An 18,611-nucleotide genomic window follows, 5' to 3' on the forward strand; every position below is an offset into this window, starting at 1 on the left:
TCCTCGTCGGGGTGTTCGCGTCAGTCCTCTCCAGCGAGGTCGCGCAAAGTGTCCACGAAGGTATCGAAGCTCTCGTTCCATACCTCGGCCAACGTTGTCTCGAAGTAGGCGGCGGCGTAGCGCATCGGCATGGTCGAGGTCACCGACCAGCCAAAGAAGCGCCGCAGCTTGCCAATCGCCGTGTCAAGGTCATAACCGGCAGCGGTGTAGCGGGCGAGGCGGACGACGGCGGCGGTATGACGGAGATCGTGGCCTTCTACGCCGTCCTTGCCCCGGTCGGCCAGCGCCTTGCGGGCGCGCGGCGCCAGGCAACGGGTGACGGCGGCGAAAATATCGGCCATGGTCTGCGCCGCAAGCGGCGCGCCCTTCTGGAATTGAATAGGAAGGAGTGCGACGGGCGGCCTCGGTAATTTTGGACGTAGAGATCGGCCAGGTGGACGAGTTCCTGCGACAGCGGCAGTTGGCGGCACGACGGCAAGGTTTTCAGGCTCGGCGCCTGCGATCGCGGGTCCGTGTCCGCGTAGGGATTGCGAGCGACGTTGATCCAGTAGCGGATCCCCCCGGAGGCCGGGTCAAAATCCTCTTTGACCGCATCGGCAGGCAAGATCAGAACCTCTCCGCGCCGCAACCCCATGTGCAGCATCAGCAGGAAAATCAGGTAGTTGCGCCACCGTGCTGCTGCCGAACGGAAGGGATTGCGTTCCGACTCGGGATGGAAGATCTGGTAGAGATCCTCGACCACCACAGCCGGGAGGGCGCGAACCGGCGCGGGCGGCCGATCGGCGCTTGGCGCCAGTTGGCCATAGAGGGCGTTGAGCCTGAGCAGCCGGACCTGGACGTCGGCGAAGGCGGCGCCGTCGGCGCGGCCGATATGGTTCACGATGTCATGGACGAACTTGAGGGCCGAGTCCCAGGTCTGGGCGCGGTCAATGCCTTTGATCGCGCTCTCATTGCGCAGCCGGGCGAGAAACCCACCAAGGACAGCTTCCAACTCGTCGAAATCGAGCGCGGCAAGGATGGCATCCAGGCGGTCGCCGTTGACCTGTTCGGTGACCGACTCATAGAGCTTTTCCACGGCCGCCAGATGGGCGCCTCGGGTGGCCTCGGCGACGCGGCCCATCAGGATGTCAGCCCAGATCGTCGCCCAAAGCCTTGGCAGGCCGAGGTCGTTGACAGCGACCCAGCCGGTCAGCGGTGCGGGAAGTTCGGCGTGGCGAAGTCGAAAGCGCGGCATGCAGCAACAATGGAATGTAACGCGAACATGGCGCAACGGTCTAAACCGGATATCGCGTCCGACCTGTAGTGGTACCTAGCTCACCGGTGCACCGGAAAACGCTACACTCCCAGAACCGGCTATGATATTCATAATATACATTATGCGACAAACGGATGTGGCGGCAGTGAATTGCCTCATGACGGCAGTGAACGAATCTTTCACACTCGTTGCTCTGCGACACCAACCTGCAGAGGAACGCATGGCAGGGGTTTTAATTCGGCTGTTAGGAAAGATGCTCGCTGCGGCAGCCTTTGCCGTGATCTCCCTCCGTGGCCTCCGGACGATTTCACCCGGCGACATGGGTGATGCCGTAGGAATTGGCGCCATTCTGAACCCAGCACTGGATATGCTCCACCACGTGGTATTCCACATGGTCGCGGGAACGGTGGCGGCCGCCGTGATCTACTTCGTATCTCACATCGTCGCAAAGACCTTCGAGCAGGCTTAGGTTCGGATGAGACCACGCTCGCCCGGTAACCGCCCAAGATAAAACCCCTGCCCTTGCGCCGCCGGCTGCGGCGGGCCATGATCCGGCTCGTCCACCCTTCGCCCCGGCCAGCAAGCGAGCGAGCATCCGGCCATGTCCGACGACGACCTCGACCGCCGCTTTGGCCAGCACTGGCTGCGCATGAGCGAACGGCTGCTCGCCGAACTGCAGAAGCGGGAGTTGCTCGACACCCCCGAGGCGCAGGCCTTCCTGTCCGCTCGCCGTCGGGTGCGGCGCCTGGAAAATGCCGCCGCCAGCCGCAAGGCCCTGCCCAAGAAGGCCGGCGAAACGAAATGGGAAGCTTTTCTGCGCAAGATCGGCAAGCCGCCCAAGCGGTGATGCCCGCCCTGCCACCCTCACCCGCTCCGTGAACTGCGACCGCAGTTGTCGCGACGAGGCAGAATGACCGACGATTTCCGTCCCCGACCCATTGACGACCTGCTCGCCATCATGGCCCGCCTGCGCGATCCCGCTGGCGGCTGCCCGTGGGACCGCGAGCAGACCTTCGCCACCATCGCGCCCTACACCATCGAGGAAGCCTACGAGGTTGCCGACGCCATCGAACGCGGCGACCTGCCCGACCTGCAGGACGAACTGGGCGACCTGCTGCTGCAGGTAGTGTTTCACAGCCGCATGGCCGAGGAAGCCGGCGCCTTCGCCTTCGCCGACGTGGTCGGGTCCATCTGCAGCAAGATGATCCGCCGCCACCCCGGCGTGTTCGGCGATGCCGAGGTGGCCGACGCCGCCGCCCAGACGGTGGCGTGGGAAGACCACAAGGCGCGGGAACGCGCCTCCAAGGCGAAGGCGTCGGACTCCGCCGGCAGCGCCGCCGGCCGTGCTTCGGTGGTGGACGGTGTGCCGGTGGCCCTGCCCGCCCTGACGCGGGCTGTGAAGATCCAGAAGCGGGTCGGCCGCGTCGGCTTCGACTGGCCGGAGGCGGCGCAGGTGATCGACAAGATCGAGGAAGAGCTGGAGGAAGTGCGGGTCGAACTCGCCGCCGCCCCACGGGACGAGGCCCGCGTGGTGGAGGAAATCGGCGATCTGCTGTTCGCCGTCGCCAATCTCGCCCGCAAGGCCGGTGTCGATCCCGAGTCCGCCCTCCGCCACGCCAATGCAAAGTTCGAACGACGCTTCCGGGCGGTGGAGGATCTCCTTGAAAAGCAGGGGAAATCGCCGGAGAATTCGAGCCTTGACGAAATGGAGGCCCTGTGGGGCCGCGTGAAGAGAGACCTTCGGGGATGACTGCCGCCGCCGCTGCCGCCCTGCCCGCCTTCGCCCGCCGCGCGCTGCGGGCCCTGGGCGCCATTGTCCTGGTGCTGCCGCTGCTGTCCGGCTGCTACCTGCCGGATCGCTTCCAGTCGGAAATCCGCCTCGCCCGCACCGGCGAGTACGGCGTCTACTACAAGGGCGACCTGACCTGGCTGCCGCTGGTGAAGGACCTGCGGGAAGGCCGGGTGACCCAGGCGGAACTGCCCGAGAAGATGGCGGTGCTGGAGCGCGACCTGGCCCGCGACGGCAGCTTCTCCACCGTCCGCGCCATCGGCCCCGGCGCCTTCACCGTGGAATACAACCGCATCGGCAAGCTGGCGCGGCCGGATCTGGTGACCTTCGTGCGGCGCAACGCCCGCATCATCTCCCTGCAGACCGACGAGCAGGGCGTGGTCAGCATGACCGCCAGCCAGGCGATCAAGCTGATCCCGCCGGAAGCCATCGAGCAGGCGGGGCTCAACAGCCGCGGGCTGCTGCGCGTCACCACCAATGCCCGAGTGCTGGACCACAACGCCGATTCGGTGCGGCCGGGACCGCAGGGCTTCATGCTCTACGACTGGAAGATCAACGGCGTGCGCGGCCAGGAGCCGCGCCTGAAGGCGCAGCTGGACTGATCCCCTCGCGCGGCCGCCGGCCCGTCGGGGTCGGTCGGGTCAGGCCCGGCCCTCGATGTGCGGCCGCAGGATGTCCCGCAACTCCCGCCACAGGGCTTCGCTGGGGGCGAGGATGATGTGGTCGCCGTCGGTGTCGCCGGGGCGATAGGGGCGGCCGTCCGACATGCGGCAGAACCCGCCCGCCTCGGTGAAGATGAGCGCGCCGGCGGCGTGGTCCCAGGGGTTCAGGCGGCGCCGGAAGACGGCGAAGTCGGCCCGCCCGTCGCTCGCCTGCATATAGTCGTGGGCGGCGCTGCCGCTTTGGCGGGTGCGGATGCCGTGGGGCTTGAACAGCTTGGCATGGCCGAAGCCGGCCGCCCCGGCCAGCGCATGCAGCGGCGCCGGCGCCGCCACCTGCAGCCGGCGGCCATCGCACCAGCTGCCGCCGCCGCGACGGGCGGCATAGAGGGTGTCGGCCACCGGGTCGAGAATCCACCCCGCCACCGTATCGCCACCCTGCACCAGCGCCACCATGACCGCGAAGCGCGGTACACCGGTGGCGAAGTTGCGGGTGCCGTCGACCGGGTCGAGCACCCACACCGGCGCATCCTGCTGCAGCGTGGCGAGGATCGCCGGGTCGGCATGGGCCGCTTCCTCCCCCACCACGGCGGACCCCGGCAGCAGCGCCGTCAGGCGCTCGCTCAGGGCCTTTTCGGCGGCCACGTCGGCGGCGGTGACCAGATCGCCGGGATGGCTCTTCTGGTGGATCTCGTGGCGGCCGAGGGTGCGGAACCGGGGCAGGATCTCCGCCCGCGCCACCTCCCGCATGATGGCGGCGACCTGCATGAGGTCGATGGCGTCGGCGGCAGGGGCGGCGGCAGGGGGTGTGGTCATGGCATCTTCTTCTACGGCAAGCTCCGCCCGGCGGCAACCGGGCGCCATAGGGGACTACGCCTGTCAGGGGGCATACAGCTCACGGTCGGCGTGATAGGCGGCGGACAGCAGCTCCAGCAGGCGCGCCGCCTCGCCGTTATGGGCGGACTGCTGCATCAGCCATTGCACCACGAAGGCGGAGAAGGCCACCGCCTCCCCCTTGCCGCGCAGGGCGAAGCGGTCGCCCACGTCCTCCAGCCAGCCGTGGACCTGACCACGGGCCATGACGTTCAGCTGCTTCTTCACAAAGCGGTTCTTGCGCCGCCAGCGGGTCTGCGATTCGGTGGTGGCCATGCGGGCGCCCTCCTCCGCCGTTCTACTAGTAGAAGAGTCTCACGTCCGCCGCCGAGGGTCCAGCCGTGTTTCACGCCTTTCCCGGCCTGCAGTCTACTAGTAGATCCCTGGCGCGGCCGTCAGTCCGCCGGCAGGCTGCCATCGCCATCGCCCAAGGGGCGCTGCATGAGCACGCTGTCGACCCAGCGGCCGAACTTGAACCCCACCGACGGCAGCAGCCCGACGCGGCGGAACCCCAGGCTCTCGTGCAGGCCGATGGAGCCGGCATTGCCGCTATCGCCGATGACGGCGATCATCTGGCGCAAGCCCAGGGCCTCGCAGCGGGCGATGACGGCGGCCAGCAGGTCGCGGCCGATGCCCCGCCTGCCCTGCCCCGGCGCCACGTAGACCGAATCCTCCACCGTATGGCGGTAGGCCGGACGCGGCCGATAGAGCCCGGCATAGGCATAGCCGACCACCGGCCCGCCGGCGCCATCCGTCGCCACCAGATACGGCAGGCCGCGGCCGGCGATGTCGGCGCGGCGGCGTTCCATCTCCGCCACCGTCGGCGGCTCGGTCTCGAAGGAGGCGATGCCGGTGAGCACGTGGTGGGCATAGATCGCCTGCACCTGCGCCATGTCGGCGGCAGTGGCGGGGCGGAGGACGATGGGGGACGGCGGCATGGACAGGCAGGCTCCGCAAGGGGTATCGGCGGCGGTTCATACGCCCGCGCGGGCCGCGTCACAAGGGCCTATGCAAGCCCCTTGGCGGCCAGCCATTGCAGCAGAACGGCATCGAAGGCGGCCGGTTCCTCCAGCTGCGGCGTATGGCCACTGCGCTCGAACACCCGCACCGTCAGGTCGCGGAACAGCGGCCGGCGGGGCGCCCAGGCCTCTACCGGCGCCACCAGATGGTCGAAGCGGCCCATGGCCAGCAGCACCGGCCGGTCGAGGTCCGGCAGCCCGGCGGTTATGTCGATGTCGCGGAAGGTCTCGCCCCACAGGTGGTCGATCACCGGCAGGTTGACCGTCACCCCCTGCCACAGCGGCGCCGCGTCGAAGGCCGGGTCAAACCACGACCGCGCCGCCATGCGCAGGCAGAAGGTGACGAAGCGGTTGTCCGGGTCGGCGGCGATGGCGTCAGCCAGGCCGCTCATGTCGGCGTCGTAACGAGCCTTGCGCTCCGGGCACACCGCCTCCGCCCAGGCCCGTTCGGCCAGGGCCATGTCGGCGGCGCCGTGGCTCGGTCCGGTGCCGACCATCACCACCCCGGCCACATGCTGCGGATACCGTTTGGCATACTCCAGCGCCATGTAGCCGTGGCCGGAATGACCCAGCACCACGACACGCTCGTCCAGATCAAGGTGGCGGCGCAGCGCCTCCATATCCTCGATGACGCGGTCGAGGGTGATGTCGTCGGCACCGTAGCCGCCTGTCGTGCCGCCGTATCCCCGGTGGTCGACGAAGGCCAGCCGCAGATGGCGGCGCAAATCGGCGGAGAAGGTGCGCGGATAGTAGACGGCGCTGCCGATCACCAGCGTCGGCACGCCCTGCCCTTCCACCCCGAAGGACAGGGAGAACGGACCCCGTTGCAGAGCCCCGCACAGCGGCGCGACGGCTTCGCCCACGGCGTCAGTCCCGGCCGTTGGCCCCGCCGTTGCGCAGACGTTCGGCATCGGCGGGGTCGAGGCGCACCACCATGTGGGCGTTCTCCTCGTCGTCCGTGCGCGAGACCACGTCACCCTTGCGGTAGAGCCAGGCAATCAGGCCGCCGTCGGAGAGCGGCACGTCCACTTCCACCGTCTCGCGATTGCGCAGCAGCAGTTCCTCGATCCGCCGCAGCAGGGCTTCGGTGCCCTCGCCGGTCACGGCCGACAGCGCCACCATGTGCTCCGACCGGCCGGTCTGGCTCAGCAGTTCGGCGCGGGCGTCGTCGGGCAGCAGGTCGATCTTGTTGAGGGCCTCCAGCAGGCCTTCGTCCACCTCGTCGCCGAGATCAAGCTCGACCCGCAGCACCTTCTCCACATCGGCCTTCTGGGCCTCGGTGTCCGGGCTGGCGGCGTCGCGCACATGGACGATGACGTCGGCCTCCAGCACCTCTTCCAGCGTCGCGTGGAAGGCGGCGACCAGTTCGTGCGGCAGGTCGGAGACGAAACCCACGGTGTCGGACAGGATCGCCTTGGTGCCCGACGGCAGCACGAGGCCGCGCATGGTCGGGTCGAGGGTCGCGAACAGCTGGTCCTGGGCGTAGACCTCGGCCCGCGTCAGGCGGTTGAACAGGGTCGACTTGCCGGCGTTGGTGTAGCCGACCAGGGCGATGATGGGGTACGGCACGCGCCGCCGCGCCTCGCGGTGGAGGTTGCGGGTGCGCTTGACCTCCTCCAGTTCCTTCTTCAGCTTGGCGATGCGCTCGCCAATGAGCCGGCGGTCGATTTCGATCTGGGTTTCACCGGGGCCGCCGAGGAAGCCGAAGCCGCCGCGCTGGCGCTCCAGGTGGGTCCACGACCGGACAAGGCGGGAGCGCTGATAGCTGAGGTGGGCAAGTTCCACCTGCAGCATGCCCTCGCGGGTGCGGGCGCGTTCGCCGAAGATTTCCAGGATCAGGCCGGTGCGGTCGATGACCTTGCACTTCCACGCCCGTTCCAGGTTGCGCTGCTGCACCGGCGTCACGGCGCAGTCCATGACCGCCACCTCGACGCCGTTGTCCTCGACGATCTTCGCCAGCCGCTCCACCTGCCCTTCGCCGAGGTAGGTGGAGGGTTTCGGCTTGCTGACCGGCACCACCTCGCCGTGGACGATGTTCAGGTCGATGGCAAGCGCCAGGCCCTTCGCTTCGTCCAGGCGGGCCTGCGGGTCGCGCGCATCGTCGCCACCGCCCCGCTTGAGCGCGGGGTGGACGACCATGCAGCGGGCGGGTGCGCGTTCGCGGTTGTGTTTGTCTGTTTCTGTCACGCTTGCGGCGCGGCCTCGTCGGTCAGGACTGAGCCTCGCCCTCCTCCTTCGTCTGCTCGAACAGCGATATCGGCGAGGTCGGCATGACGGTGGAGATGGCGTGCTTGTAGACCAGCTGGGTGTGGCCGTCGCGGCGCAGCAGCAGGGAGAAGTTGTCGAACCACGTGACGATGCCCTGAAGCTTCACGCCGTTCACGAGGAAGACGGTGACCGGAGCCTTGTTCTTGCGGATGTGGTTCAGGAACACGTCCTGAACATTCTGGCTCTTTTCAGCAGACATATGTCGGCCCTTTAAGTTTGTTATTCTTGCCCCCGCGCGGGTTCGGCCCGCGTCGGATCATTCACCAGCCCTGGTTACCATCAATCCGCGGCGTTGGGAACCGTCTCATCACGAAACAGTTGGAGAAGGCCATGCGCCGAGGTCAGATGCACCTCCGGCGCGCAGCCCTCGAACTCGTCCTCCGCAGCCGCCATCGGGCGCAGAAGGACCCGCCGGCAGCCGGAGTCGCGGGCGCACTGCATGTCCACCGCCATGTCACCCACGAACCAAACGCTGTGGCGGCCCGGTTCGATGCCGCTTTCGGCCAGCGCCAGATGAACCACGTCCACCGCCGGTTTGTCGCGGGGCGCATCGCCGGCGCCGATCAGCCGGTGGAAGTGCGGCGTCCAGCCCAGGTGGTCCGCCTCCGCCCGCAGATAGCGGCCGGTCTTGTTGGAGACGACGCCCAGCATCACGCCGGCGTCGCGGAAGGCGGCCAGCATCTCCGCGGTGCCGGGCAAGGGCCGCAGCATCTCCAGGTGCACCTCGCCGAAGGTGCGGTAGAAGATCTGCGCCGCCTCCTGCCACCGCTCGCCGAACAGGTCGGGGAACGCCTCACGCAGGGAACGGGCGATGCGCCGCTGGGCCTCCTCCTCCGTCCACGGGTCATGGCCCATGGCATCCAGGGTGGCGTTCATGGCGCGGATGATGCAGGGCCAGGTGTCGACCAGGGTGTTGTCCCAGTCGAACAGGATGGCGTCAGGTCGCGGCAGTCCAGGCATCGGCCGGCAAGTCCTTCAGGTAATCCATGTACAGGGCGCGCAGGGCGCCGGAGACCGATCCCGGCCGGCCGTTGCCGATGACCGCATCGTCGACCTGCACCACCGGCATGACGAAGTTGGTGGTGCTGGAGAAGAAGCTTTCCCGCGCCCGTTTCGCCTCGTCCAGGCTGAAGGGGCGCTCCACCACCTCCATGCCGGCGGCGCGGGCGAGCACGATCAGCCGCTGGCGGGTGATGCCGGGCAGGATCTCGTGCCCGAGCGGCCGGGTGATCAGGCGCCCGTCGGCATCCACCATCCAGGCGTTGGACGACCCGGCCTCGGTGACCATGCCGTCGTCGTCGACCTGATAGACCTCCGGGCAGCCGGCCTCGTGCGCCTGCTGCTTGGCCAGCACGTTGGCGAGCAGGCCGACGGTCTTGATGTCGCGCCGCTTCCAGCGAATGTCGGGGACGGAGATGACCTTCACCCCCTCCTCGATGGTCGGCCGGGCCAGCGACGCCATGCGGCGGGCGGTGACGATGACGCTCGGCGACAGGTCATCGCCCCAGGTGTGCAGGCGCGGCGCGACGCCGCGGTTGATCTGCAGGTAGACGATGCCGGTGCGGATGCCGTTGCGGCGCACCGTCTCCCGCAGCACCAGCGCCAGCGCCCGGCGGCTCATGGGCATGGGGATGCGCAGGTAGGCAAGGCCGGTTTCCAGGCGGTCGAGGTGCGGGCCGAGGTCCACCGGCAGCCCGCGCCAGAGGGCGACCACCTCGTAGACGCCATCGGCGAACTGCAGGCCGCGGTCCTCCACATGGACCGTCGCCTGGGAATGCGGCACGTAGCGCCCGTTGACGTAGGCGATGCGAGACATGGCGGGGATTCCCCTTCTTCCGTGCAGGATCGTAACGAACGGCGCAGGGCGTCAGAAGTACTCCAGCCGCACCGAGAACATCTTCTCCACCCGCTTCACCGCTTCCTTGGCGGCGAACAGGATCACGCGGTCGCCACCCTGGACGACCGTGTTGCCGCGCGGGCTGATGACCTCCTTGCCGCCGCGCACCACGGCACCGAGCATGACGCCGTTGGGCAGCTTCACGTCGCGCAGCGGCTTGCCGACGATGGAGCTGGTTTCCAGCGCATCGGCCTCGATCATCTCGCCGAAGCCCTCGTGCAGGGAGTGGACGGCATGGATGCGGCCGCGGCGCACGTGCTGCAGGATGTTGGAGACGGTGATGGCGCGCGGGTTCACCACCACGTCGATGCCGAGCGGGCTGACCAGGGCGTTGTAGGTGGTCTTGTTCAGCAGCGCGATGGCGCGCTGGGCGCCGGACCGCTTGGCCAGCAGCGAGGCGAGGATGTTGACCTCGTCGTCCTCGGTCACCGCCACCACCGTTTCCACCGTGCCGATGGCTGCTTCGTCGAGGATTTCGGGGTCGAGCACGTCGCCGTTCAGCACGATGGTGCGGTTCAGCGTCTTGGCCACGAACTCCGCCCGTTCCTTGTCGATCTCGATGACCTTGGCGCTGATTTCCGGGTGTTCGGTTTCCAGCTGCTGGGCCAGGAACAGGCCGATGTTGCCGCCGCCGAAGATGAGCACGCGGCGGGTTTCCTTCTCCTCGTGCCCGAAGGCCGAGAGGGCACGGCCCATGTGGTCGCGGGACACGACGAAGTAGACCTCGTCGCCGGGCAGCATCTGGTCGTCGGGCGACGGCACCATGGCGCGGCCGTCGCGGACGATGCCGACGATGACGATCTGCAGGTCGGGGAACAGCTGCGTCAGCTGGCGCAGCGGCGTGTGGACCACCGGCGTCGCCTCGGTGCAGCGCACGCCCAGCACCTGCACCTTCCCTTCCGCCAGCGGAATGATGTCGATGGCGCCCGGCACCCGCAGGCGACGGGTGACGGCGCGGGCGACCTCGATCTCCGGCGAGATGATGACGTCGATGGGCATGTTCTCGCGCGAGAACAGGTTGGCCCAGATCGGCTGCAGGTAGGACTGGTTGCGCACGCGGGCGATCTTGGTCGGCACCGAGAACAGGCTGTGCGCCACCTGGCAGGCGACCATGTTCACTTCGTCGTAGGCGGTGACGGCGATGATCATGTCGGCGTCGGCGATGCCCGCCTGCTCCAGCACGTTGGGGTGCGAGGCGTAGCCCAGCACCGCCTTGACGTCCAGGCTGTCGGCGATCTTGCGGATCAGGTCCGGCCGCTGGTCGATGACGGTGATGTCGTTGTTTTCCACCGCCAGATAGCGGGCGATGTTGAAGCCGACCTGGCCGGCACCGCAGATGATGACTTTCATGCTCGGTCCTCCAGCCGCAGCCGACGGCGGTGCGGCACGATGAAGAAGGTCACCGCTTGGCCTCGTCCGGCCCGCCGCCCGAGCCGGTGACGCCGAGCGCCTTCAGCTTGCGGTGCAGGGCCGAGCGTTCCATGCCGACGAATTCGGCGGTGCGCGAGATGTTGCCGTTGAAGCGGGTCATCTGGCTGATGAGGTATTCCCGTTCGAACAGCTCGCGCGCCTCACGCAGGGGCAGCGACATGATCTGGCTGGAGTTTTCCAGCCGCAGCACTTCCGGCGTGATGGAGCCGATCTCGGCCGGCAGGTTTTCCGCCGTTATCGGCTCGCGCGGGTCGCCCGGCGCCATGATCAGCAGCCAGTCGACCACGTTGCGCAGCTGGCGCACGTTACCCGGCCATTCATAGCTCTGCAGGGCCGCCATGGCGTCGTCGCCGATCACCCGCGGCGCCATGCCGGCTACCTGGGCGGCGCGCTCCATGAAGTGGCGGGCGAGCACCGGAATGTCCTCGCGGCGGTCGCGCAGCGGCGGGATGCGGATGGGCACCACGCTCAGGCGGTAGTAAAGATCCTCGCGGAAGGCGCCGTCGGAGATGACGTGCTGCAGGTCGCGGTTGGAGGTGGCGATGACGCGCACGTCCACCTCCACCTTCTTGGTGCCGCCGATGCGCTCGAAGGTCTGTTCCTGCAGGGCGCGGACGATCTTGCCCTGGGTTTCAAGCGGCATGTCGGCCACTTCGTCCAGCAGCAGGGTGCCGCCGTGGGCCTGCTCGAACATGCCGACCTTGCGGGTCGCCTGCCCGTCCACCGGCTGCTCGGTGCCGAACAGCTCGATCTCCATGCGGTCGGGGTGCATGGCGGCGCAGTTGACCACCACGAAGGGTCCGGCGGCGCGCTTGGACTTGCTGTGGATCAGGCGGGCCGCCACTTCCTTGCCCGCCCCCGGCGCGCCGGAGATGAGAACGCGGGAGCCGGTCGGCGCCACCCGGTCGATGGCCTGGCGCACCTGCCCGACGGTGGCGGAAATGCCCACCAGTTCCGGCGGGCCGCCGGCGCGCAGGCGCAGTTCCTCGTTCTCGCGCCGCAGGTCGGCGGCTTCCATGGCCCGCTGGATGATCAGCAGCAGGCGGTCGGACTTGAACGGCTTCTCGATGAAATCGTAGGCGCCCATCTTGATGGCGGAGACCGCCGTCTCGATGGTGCCGTGGCCGGAGATCATCACCACCGGCACCTGGGGGTGCTCGGCCTTGATGGCCTCCAGCACCTGCAGGCCGTCCAGGCGGCTGCCTTCCAGCCAGATGTCGAGCACCACCATGGACGGCGCGCGGGCACGGATCTGCTCCAGCGCACTGTCGCCATCGGCGGCTTCCCGCGGCTCATAGCCTTCATCCTCCAGGATGCCGGCGATCAGCATGCGGATGTCGGATTCGTCGTCGACGATGAGAATGTCACGCGCCATGGTTGGATCGAACGTCTGACGAAGGAAGAGGATCGGACTTCGACGGGTCGACCGCGGCGTCACCGGGCGCGGATCGCGAGGGCGGGAACACAAGCGAAATGCGAGCGCCGCCGTCCCCGGCATCCTCCAATACCAATTCGCCCCCGTGGTCTTCCAGGATTTTCTTGACGATGGCGAGGCCGAGGCCGGTGCCCTTGGCCCGGGTGGTGACGTAAGGCTCGGTCAGGCGCTGGCGATCCTCGCCGGCCGGCAGGCCCTTGCCGTTGTCTTCCACCGTCACCGTGGTGGGGCCGCCGCCGGGGGTTTCCGGGGCCGTCACCTGCACCCGCACGCGACCGCGCGGCAGCTCTTCACCATCCTCCGCCGCGGCCCGGCCGTCAATGGCTTCCACCGCGTTCTTCATCAGGTTGGTGAGCGCCTGCCCGACCTGGCGGGCATCGCAATCCAGCCCCACCCGGCCCTGCGGCAGGTCCAGCTCGAAGGTGATCTGCGGATAGGCCGTGCGTTGCAGGAAGGCCGCCTGCCGCACCAGTTCGTTCAGGTTCTCCCGCTTCATCACCGGCTGCGGCATGCGGGCGAAGGCGGAGAACTCGTCGACCATCTGGCCGATGTCGCCGACGTGGCGGACGATGGTGTCGGTCAGCTTGACGAAGGTGTCGCTGTCCTCGTCGATCTGCTTCAGGTACTTGCGCTTCAGGCGCTCCGCCGACAGCTGGATCGGGGTGAGCGGGTTCTTGATCTCGTGGGCGATGCGGCGGGCGACGTCGGCCCAGGCGGCCTTGCGTTGCGCCGACTGCAGTTCGGTGATGTCGTCGAAGGTCAGCACGTGGCCGATTACCTGCCCCTCCAGGTTTTCCGCCGTCACCCGCATGAGCAGGGTGAGCGAGCGGCCGCCGCGCTGGATGACGATGTCGCGCTGCAGGGTGCGGTCGGGGCGCTGCGCCACTTCCTCCATCACCTCGGCGAATTCCGGCACCGCGTCGGCCACCGGCCAGCCGACCCAGGCGTGCAGGTCGGTTTCCAGCAGCGTGCAGGCGGATCGGTTGGGCAGGGTGATGCGGCCGAGCGCGTCGGTGCCGATGACGCCGGCCGACACCCCTTCCAGCACCGTTTCGGTGAAGCGGCGGCGTTCGTCCAGTTCGCGGTTGGTGGCGACCAGACGTTCGTGCTGGCTCGACAGCTGGCTGGTCATGCGGTTGAAGGCACGGCCGAGGGAGGCCACCTCGTCGCTGGCGACGATCTCCCGCACCCGCACCGACAGGTCGCCCGCCCTCACCCGTTCCGCCGCGTCGATGAGGGCGACGATGGGGCTCGCCAGCCGGGTCGCCAGCGTCAGCCCGACCCACACCGCCGCCAGCAGCAGCAGCAGGGCGACGATGATGAACATGAGCGAGAAGGTGATCTCCAGCCCGGAGCGCTGCCCCTCCAGCCGCTGGTATTCGGAAACCGCCTCCTCCGTCCGCTCCATGTGGTTGATGACCTTGGGATCGACGAAGCGGCCGACGTAGAGGAAGCTCGGCGGCATGGTGTCGAGCCGCACCAGCGCCCGCACGCGGTCGTCGGTCTCGCCGGTCAGCACCGCCACCTCGCCGTTGTTGGCGCGCTCGATGGCCCAGAACGGCACGTCCTCGAACTGCAGGGCGAAGGTGAAGCCGGCGCGGGCGAAGACCTTGCCGTCGGTGGTGAACATCAGGGCTTCGGACAGGCCGCGGATGGACGCCTGCGCCTCCAGGAAGCGTTCCAGCGCCTGGGTGGAGCGGGCCAGCTGCGGCCACTGGCGCAGGATGTCGTTGGCCACCGCCAGCACCTCGCCGGCGATGGCCTGCTGGTGCTCCACCATGTAAGCGCGGGCGACTTCGCGGCTTTCCTGCAGGGCGGTCTTCACCCGCTCGCCGAACCACGCCTGGACGCCCAGGTTGAAGAACAGGGCGGAGAAGATGGCGACCGCCACCGTCGGCGTGATCGCCACCGCCGAGAACAGCAGCACCAGCCGCACATGCAGCCGCGACCCGGCCGAGCCGGTGCGCCGCTCCATCCACAGGGCCACGATGCGGCGGGTGACCACCACCGTCAGCATCAGCAGCAGCACCAGGTCCAGCTGCAGCAGCAGGAACAGCGGCGTGCTTTCGGTCGCCGTGCCGCCCTGGTCCGTCATCACCACGTAGGTGGCGGCGCCGGAGGCGATGGCGGCCAGCGTCAGCAGGATGGCGAGCTTGCGCCCGAGGTTGATGTGGCGCGCCCACAGGCCGAGGCGCATGAAGGAGCGCCGCAGCGAAACGGGTGTACCGGCAGTGGGCGTCGGGGTGTCGCTCAACGGCGTTGGTCCGTCACTTCATGCCGCGCACGACGGAAATGTCGAGGTCGCGGATCTTCTTGCGCAGGGTGTTGCGGTTCAGACCCAGCACCTGCGCGGCGCGGATCTGGTTGCCGCGGGTGCTTTCCAGCGTCAGCGCCAGCAGCGGCCGTTCGATCTCGCGCAGCACCCGGTCGTAGAGGCCGGGCGGCGGCAGCCCGTCCGCATGGGCAGAGAAATAGTCGCGCAGGTGGCGTTCCACCATATCCGACAGCCCCTCGCCTTCCGTCCCCGCCGGCGCCGCCGGGGCGGCGGTGGCCGAGGCCAGTTCCAGCTCGATCACCTCGACGCCGATGACTTCCTGCGCATAAAGCGCCGCCAGCCGCCGCATGAGGTTTTCCAGCTCGCGCACGTTGCCGGGCCAGCGGTGACGCTTAAGGCGGTCCATGGCGGCGGGGTCGAGGGTCTTGGGCGGCAGGCCCTCCTCGGTCGCCACGGTCAGGAAGTGGCTGGCCAGTTCGGGGATGTCCTCGGCCCGTTCGCGCAGCGGCGGCAGGCGGATCGGCACCACGTTCAGGCGGTAGAACAGGTCTTCGCGGAACAGGCCCTGGCGGATCAGCTGGCTGAGGTCGCGGTGGGTGGCGGCGACGATGCGCACGTTGGCACGGATGGGCGTGCGGCCGCCGACGGTGGTGTATTCCCCTTCCTGCAGCACGCGCAACAGGCGGGTCTGCGCCTCCGGCGGCATGTCGCCGATTTCGTCCAGGAACAGGGTGCCGCCCTCGGCCTGCTCGAACCGGCCCTGCGCGCGGGCGTGGGCGCCGGTGAAGGCACCCTTCTCGTGGCCGAACAGCTCGCTCTCGATCAGCTCGCGCGGGATGGCGGCCATGTTGACGGCGACGAAGGGGCCGTTGCGGCGCTTGCCGTAATCGTGAAGGGCGCGCGCCACCAGTTCCTTGCCGGTGCCGGACTCGCCGTTGATCATCACCGTCAGGTCGGTGTTCATCAGCCGCGCGAGGGTGCGGTAGATCTCCTGCATGGCCGGCGAGCGGCCGATGAGCGGCAACCGCTCGTCGTCCTCGATCTCGGCGACGGCGCGGGCGCCGGTGCTCTTGGGCAGGCTGAGGGCGCGCTTGACGACGTTGACCAGCTCGGTCAGGTCGAAGGGCTTGGGCATGTACTCGAAGGCGCCGCGCTCGGTCGCCTTCACCGCCGTCAGCAGGGTGTTCTGCGCCGACATGACGATGATGCGCATGTCGGGGCGGATCTTCTTGATGCGCGGGATGAGGTCGAGGCCGCTTTCGTCCGGCATCACCACGTCGGTGATCACCAGGTCGCCCTCGCCGTCCGACACCCAGCGCCACAGGGTGGCGGCGTTGCCGGTGGTGCGGACGTCGTAGCCGGCGCGGCCGAGGGCCTGGCTGAGAACGGTGCGGATGCCGTGGTCGTCGTCGGCCACGAGGATGGTGGAGGTGGTCATCGGGACTTTCTCTCTCGGCCCCCGGTACGCACGATCGGGAGCATCACCTTGAAGACGGTGCGGCGCGGCTGGCTGTCGAACTCGATGATGCCGCCGTGGTCGTTGACGATTTTCGCCACCAGCGCGAGGCCGAGGCCGGAGCCCTTGGGCTTGGTGGTGACGAAGGGGTCGAACAGGTGCGGCCGCAGGTCGTCGGGGATGCCCTCGCCATTGTCCTGCACCGACACCACCAGCGGCAGGTTCATGCGGGTGCGCGAGCCCGGCACGGCGACGCGGACGCCATGCTGGTAGGCGGTCGACAGCACCACCTCGCCACCCTGCTCGGGCGCCGCCTCGACGGCGTTCTTCACCAGGTTCAGGAACACCTGGATCAGCTGGTCGCGGTCGCCCGGCACCGGCGGCAGCGAGGGGTCGTAATGCTCGATGAAGCGCACATGGCGGCCGAAGCCGGTTTCGGCGATGCGCCGCACATGCTCCATCACCTGGTGGATGTTCACCGGCTCGCGCACCGGCGGGCGGGTGTCGGAAAACACCTCCATGCGCTCCACCAGTTTCACGATGCGGTCGGTCTCGTCCATGATCAGGCGGGTGAGGACGCGGTCTTCCTCGCCGGTGCTCTGCTCCAGCAGCTGGGCGGCGCCGCGGATGCCCGACAGCGGGTTCTTGATCTCGTGGCACAGCAGCGCCGACATGGCGGTGACCGAGCGGGCGGCGTTGCGGTGGCCCATCTGCTGGCCGATGCGGATGGCCAGCGTCTGCTCCACCAGCGCCAGCACCACCCAGCCGCGACGCTCCGCCATGGGCGTCGCCTGCACCGTCACGGTGCGCAGGCCGGTGCGCGGGCTGTCGAGCGTAAGGCCATGTTCGGCAACACCATAGGCTTCGGCGCTCACCTGCTGCACGAGGCCGACCACCGGGCTGTCGGGTGGCAGCAGGTCGGTCAGCGCCATGCCGCACAGGTGGCCGGAGCCCAGCTCGAACAGGTGTTCGCAGGCGGTATTCACCTCGCGGATGATGCCGGCATCGTCAAGCACCATGACGGCGGTCGGCAGGGTGTTGAGCACCGCCGCCGGGTCGGGAGCGGTGCCCCCCCGCGCGGCGGGAATGGAAGTGGAAGACGACGAAGACGAGGATGTGCGCACGGTGGACCCGGTCATCAGGCGGCCGCCCTGCGGTCGGCGGCGGCGGCGTAAAGGGAATGGATCTCGGCCCGCACCGCGGCGGCATCCTCCAGGCGGTTGATGCGCTCGCGGAAGGCGTTGCCGTCGGGCAGGCCGCAGGTGTACCAGGCGATGTGCTTGCGGGCGACCCGCAGGCCCTTGTAGGCGCCGTAGTGAGACAGCAGCGCCTCCAGGTGTTCCAGCAGCACGTCGCGCTGCTCGGCCAGGGTCGGGTCGGGCCGCCGCTCGCCGGTGGCGAGGTAGTGCGCCACCTGCCCGAGGAACCACGGCCGCCCCTGGCTGCCGCGGCCGATCATGACGCCGACGGCGCCCGACTGGCGCAGCATGTCGGCGGCGTCGGCTTCGCTGGCGATGTCGCCGTTGCCGGTCACCGGCAGGCTCACCGCCTCGGTCACCGCCCGGATGGCGCTCCAGTCGGCGGTGCCGGTGTACATCTGCTGGCGGGTGCGGCCGTGGACGGTGACCATGGCGAGGCCGCTGTCCTCGGCGATGCGGGCGAGGCGCGGCGCGTTCAGGCAGTCGGTATCCCAGCCCAGGCGCATCTTCACCGTCACCGGCACCGTGTCCGGCACCGCCGCCCGCACCGCCGCCATGATGCGGCCGGCCAGCACCTCGTCGCGCATGAGGGCGGAGCCGGCGTAGCCCTTGACCACCTTCTTCACCGGGCAGCCCATGTTGATGTCGATGAGCGCGGCGCCGCGGTCGATGTTCATGCGCGCCGCCTCGGCCATGATCTCCGGCTCGTTGCCCGCCAGCTGGACGGCCATGGGCCATTCCTCGTCGCAGGCGGTGGACATGCGCAGGGTGTCGCTGTGGGCGCGCACCATCTGGCCGCTGGCGATCATCTCGGAAAACACCAGCCCGGCGCCGAACCGCCGCACCAGCCGGCGGAACGGCTGGTCCGTCACGCCCGACATGGGGGCGAGCAGCACCGGGTTGGCAAGCGCCAGCGGACCGATCCGCAGGGGCGGACACAATGGGATCATGCGTCTCCTCCGGCGGGGGGACCGGATCAGGATTGTAACACAGGCTGCATAGTAAGTAGGCAGTGGGGCCGCCGCAAGGGCGTTTCGCCGGCCGCCCTGCCTAAG

The 18,611-nt window shown here is 68.7% G+C and carries 20 protein-coding genes; 4 read left to right on the forward strand and 16 right to left on the reverse strand.

Annotated features, from left to right (window positions below; genetic code table 11):
• Positions 1–20: 20 nt before the first annotated feature.
• Complete coding sequence (locus ABD056_RS02125; protein WP_343863943.1) at positions 21–341, reverse strand: hypothetical protein; 321 nt, start codon at positions 339–341, stop codon at positions 21–23.
• Positions 257–1,234 carry a site-specific integrase gene (locus tag ABD056_RS02130; protein WP_343863945.1) on the reverse strand — a complete coding sequence of 326 codons (978 nt, stop codon included), beginning with the start codon at positions 1,232–1,234 and terminating at the stop codon, positions 257–259. Before ABD056_RS02130 ends, ABD056_RS02125 begins: the two co-directional genes overlap by 85 nt.
• Before the next feature lie 178 nt (positions 1,235–1,412).
• Between ABD056_RS02130 and ABD056_RS02135 the strand changes: the two genes are divergently transcribed.
• The 4 genes from ABD056_RS02135 (at position 1,413) to ABD056_RS02150 (ending at position 3,646) form a co-directional block, all read left to right on the forward strand.
• Complete coding sequence (locus ABD056_RS02135) at positions 1,413–1,724, forward strand: hypothetical protein (protein WP_343863947.1); 312 nt, start codon at positions 1,413–1,415, stop codon at positions 1,722–1,724.
• Between the two features lie 132 nt (positions 1,725–1,856).
• Positions 1,857–2,102 carry a hypothetical protein gene (locus tag ABD056_RS02140; RefSeq protein WP_343863949.1) on the forward strand — a complete coding sequence of 82 codons (246 nt, stop codon included), beginning with the start codon at positions 1,857–1,859 and terminating at the stop codon, positions 2,100–2,102.
• A 63-nt stretch (positions 2,103–2,165) separates the two neighbouring features.
• Complete coding sequence (gene mazG / locus ABD056_RS02145; RefSeq protein WP_343863951.1) at positions 2,166–3,005, forward strand: nucleoside triphosphate pyrophosphohydrolase; 840 nt, start codon at positions 2,166–2,168, stop codon at positions 3,003–3,005.
• On the forward strand, positions 3,002–3,646 hold the full coding sequence (locus ABD056_RS02150; RefSeq protein ID WP_343863953.1) for a hypothetical protein: 645 nt from the start codon (positions 3,002–3,004) through the stop codon (positions 3,644–3,646). Before mazG ends, ABD056_RS02150 begins: the two co-directional genes overlap by 4 nt.
• 39 nt (positions 3,647–3,685) lie before the next feature.
• On the opposite strand, the gene ABD056_RS02155 is transcribed toward ABD056_RS02150, so the two are convergent.
• The 14 genes from ABD056_RS02155 to dusB form a co-directional block, all read right to left on the reverse strand.
• On the reverse strand, positions 3,686–4,519 hold the full coding sequence (locus ABD056_RS02155) for an inositol monophosphatase family protein (RefSeq protein WP_343863955.1): 834 nt from the start codon (positions 4,517–4,519) through the stop codon (positions 3,686–3,688).
• A 63-nt stretch (positions 4,520–4,582) separates the two neighbouring features.
• Positions 4,583–4,852 carry a hypothetical protein gene (locus ABD056_RS02160; protein WP_343863957.1) on the reverse strand — a complete coding sequence of 90 codons (270 nt, stop codon included), beginning with the start codon at positions 4,850–4,852 and terminating at the stop codon, positions 4,583–4,585.
• Between the two features lie 119 nt (positions 4,853–4,971).
• Positions 4,972–5,514 carry a GNAT family N-acetyltransferase gene (locus ABD056_RS02165; protein WP_343863959.1) on the reverse strand — a complete coding sequence of 181 codons (543 nt, stop codon included), beginning with the start codon at positions 5,512–5,514 and terminating at the stop codon, positions 4,972–4,974.
• Between the two features lie 68 nt (positions 5,515–5,582).
• Positions 5,583–6,458 carry an alpha/beta fold hydrolase gene (locus ABD056_RS02170; protein ID WP_343863960.1) on the reverse strand — a complete coding sequence of 292 codons (876 nt, stop codon included), beginning with the start codon at positions 6,456–6,458 and terminating at the stop codon, positions 5,583–5,585.
• A gap of 4 nt (positions 6,459–6,462) precedes the next feature.
• Positions 6,463–7,734 carry a GTPase HflX gene (hflX, locus tag ABD056_RS02175; RefSeq protein WP_343863961.1) on the reverse strand — a complete coding sequence of 424 codons (1,272 nt, stop codon included), beginning with the start codon at positions 7,732–7,734 and terminating at the stop codon, positions 6,463–6,465.
• 70 nt (positions 7,735–7,804) lie between these two features.
• Complete coding sequence (gene hfq / locus ABD056_RS02180) at positions 7,805–8,062, reverse strand: RNA chaperone Hfq (RefSeq protein WP_343863963.1); 258 nt, start codon at positions 8,060–8,062, stop codon at positions 7,805–7,807.
• Positions 8,063–8,142: 80 nt separating this feature from the next.
• Entirely contained in the window at positions 8,143–8,823 is a 681-nt protein-coding gene (locus tag ABD056_RS02185; RefSeq protein WP_343863965.1) for an HAD family hydrolase, read from the reverse strand.
• Positions 8,801–9,679, reverse strand: a complete 879-nt coding sequence (locus ABD056_RS02190; protein WP_343863967.1) for a D-amino-acid transaminase — start codon at positions 9,677–9,679, stop codon at positions 8,801–8,803. The genes ABD056_RS02185 and ABD056_RS02190 overlap by 23 nt, the downstream gene beginning before the upstream one ends.
• A 51-nt stretch (positions 9,680–9,730) precedes the next feature.
• Positions 9,731–11,110: a Trk system potassium transporter TrkA gene (gene trkA / locus ABD056_RS02195; RefSeq protein WP_343863969.1), complete on the reverse strand. Its 1,380-nt coding sequence runs from the start codon at positions 11,108–11,110 to the stop codon at positions 9,731–9,733.
• Between the two features lie 49 nt (positions 11,111–11,159).
• Entirely contained in the window at positions 11,160–12,566 is a 1,407-nt protein-coding gene (gene ntrX, locus ABD056_RS02200) for a nitrogen assimilation response regulator NtrX (RefSeq protein WP_343863971.1), read from the reverse strand.
• Positions 12,556–14,823, reverse strand: a complete 2,268-nt coding sequence (locus tag ABD056_RS02205) for a sensor histidine kinase NtrY-like (RefSeq protein WP_425545000.1) — start codon at positions 14,821–14,823, stop codon at positions 12,556–12,558. The genes ntrX and ABD056_RS02205 overlap by 11 nt, the downstream gene beginning before the upstream one ends.
• A gap of 70 nt (positions 14,824–14,893) precedes the next feature.
• Positions 14,894–16,339, reverse strand: a complete 1,446-nt coding sequence (gene ntrC, locus ABD056_RS02210; RefSeq protein WP_343863975.1) for a nitrogen regulation protein NR(I) — start codon at positions 16,337–16,339, stop codon at positions 14,894–14,896.
• Positions 16,336–17,496, reverse strand: coding sequence for a two-component system sensor histidine kinase NtrB (locus tag ABD056_RS02215; protein WP_343863977.1), 1,161 nt, complete (start codon positions 17,494–17,496; stop codon positions 16,336–16,338). Before ABD056_RS02215 ends, ntrC begins: the two co-directional genes overlap by 4 nt.
• Positions 17,496–18,506: a tRNA dihydrouridine synthase DusB gene (gene dusB, locus ABD056_RS02220; protein ID WP_343863979.1), complete on the reverse strand. Its 1,011-nt coding sequence runs from the start codon at positions 18,504–18,506 to the stop codon at positions 17,496–17,498. The genes ABD056_RS02215 and dusB overlap by 1 nt, the downstream gene beginning before the upstream one ends.
• Between the last annotated feature and the right edge of the window lie 105 nt (positions 18,507–18,611).

The organism is Caenispirillum bisanense, assembly GCF_039523075.1.
GTDB classification, from domain to species: Bacteria; Pseudomonadota; Alphaproteobacteria; order Rhodospirillales; family Rhodospirillaceae; genus Caenispirillum; species Caenispirillum bisanense.

Coding starts and splice junctions, on each gene's coding strand:
- ABD056_RS02125 (WP_343863943.1), bottom strand. CDS start 341: ATGGCCGATATTTTCGCCGCCGTCACCCGTTGCCTGGCGCCGCGCGCC.
- ABD056_RS02130 (WP_343863945.1), bottom strand. CDS start 1,234: ATGCCGCGCTTTCGACTTCGCCACGCCGAACTTCCCGCACCGCTGACC.
- ABD056_RS02135 (WP_343863947.1), top strand. CDS start 1,413: ATGACGGCAGTGAACGAATCTTTCACACTCGTTGCTCTGCGACACCAA.
- ABD056_RS02140 (WP_343863949.1), top strand. CDS start 1,857: ATGTCCGACGACGACCTCGACCGCCGCTTTGGCCAGCACTGGCTGCGC.
- mazG (WP_343863951.1), top strand. CDS start 2,166: ATGACCGACGATTTCCGTCCCCGACCCATTGACGACCTGCTCGCCATC.
- ABD056_RS02150 (WP_343863953.1), top strand. CDS start 3,002: ATGACTGCCGCCGCCGCTGCCGCCCTGCCCGCCTTCGCCCGCCGCGCG.
- ABD056_RS02155 (WP_343863955.1), bottom strand. CDS start 4,519: ATGACCACACCCCCTGCCGCCGCCCCTGCCGCCGACGCCATCGACCTC.
- ABD056_RS02160 (WP_343863957.1), bottom strand. CDS start 4,852: ATGGCCACCACCGAATCGCAGACCCGCTGGCGGCGCAAGAACCGCTTT.
- ABD056_RS02165 (WP_343863959.1), bottom strand. CDS start 5,514: ATGCCGCCGTCCCCCATCGTCCTCCGCCCCGCCACTGCCGCCGACATG.
- hflX (WP_343863961.1), bottom strand. CDS start 7,734: ATGGTCGTCCACCCCGCGCTCAAGCGGGGCGGTGGCGACGATGCGCGC.
- hfq (WP_343863963.1), bottom strand. CDS start 8,062: ATGTCTGCTGAAAAGAGCCAGAATGTTCAGGACGTGTTCCTGAACCAC.
- ABD056_RS02185 (WP_343863965.1), bottom strand. CDS start 8,823: ATGCCTGGACTGCCGCGACCTGACGCCATCCTGTTCGACTGGGACAAC.
- ABD056_RS02190 (WP_343863967.1), bottom strand. CDS start 9,679: ATGTCTCGCATCGCCTACGTCAACGGGCGCTACGTGCCGCATTCCCAG.
- trkA (WP_343863969.1), bottom strand. CDS start 11,110: ATGAAAGTCATCATCTGCGGTGCCGGCCAGGTCGGCTTCAACATCGCC.
- ntrX (WP_343863971.1), bottom strand. CDS start 12,566: ATGGCGCGTGACATTCTCATCGTCGACGACGAATCCGACATCCGCATG.
- ABD056_RS02205 (WP_425545000.1), bottom strand. CDS start 14,823: ATGCGCCTCGGCCTGTGGGCGCGCCACATCAACCTCGGGCGCAAGCTC.
- ntrC (WP_343863975.1), bottom strand. CDS start 16,339: ATGACCACCTCCACCATCCTCGTGGCCGACGACGACCACGGCATCCGC.
- ABD056_RS02215 (WP_343863977.1), bottom strand. CDS start 17,496: ATGACCGGGTCCACCGTGCGCACATCCTCGTCTTCGTCGTCTTCCACT.
- dusB (WP_343863979.1), bottom strand. CDS start 18,506: ATGATCCCATTGTGTCCGCCCCTGCGGATCGGTCCGCTGGCGCTTGCC.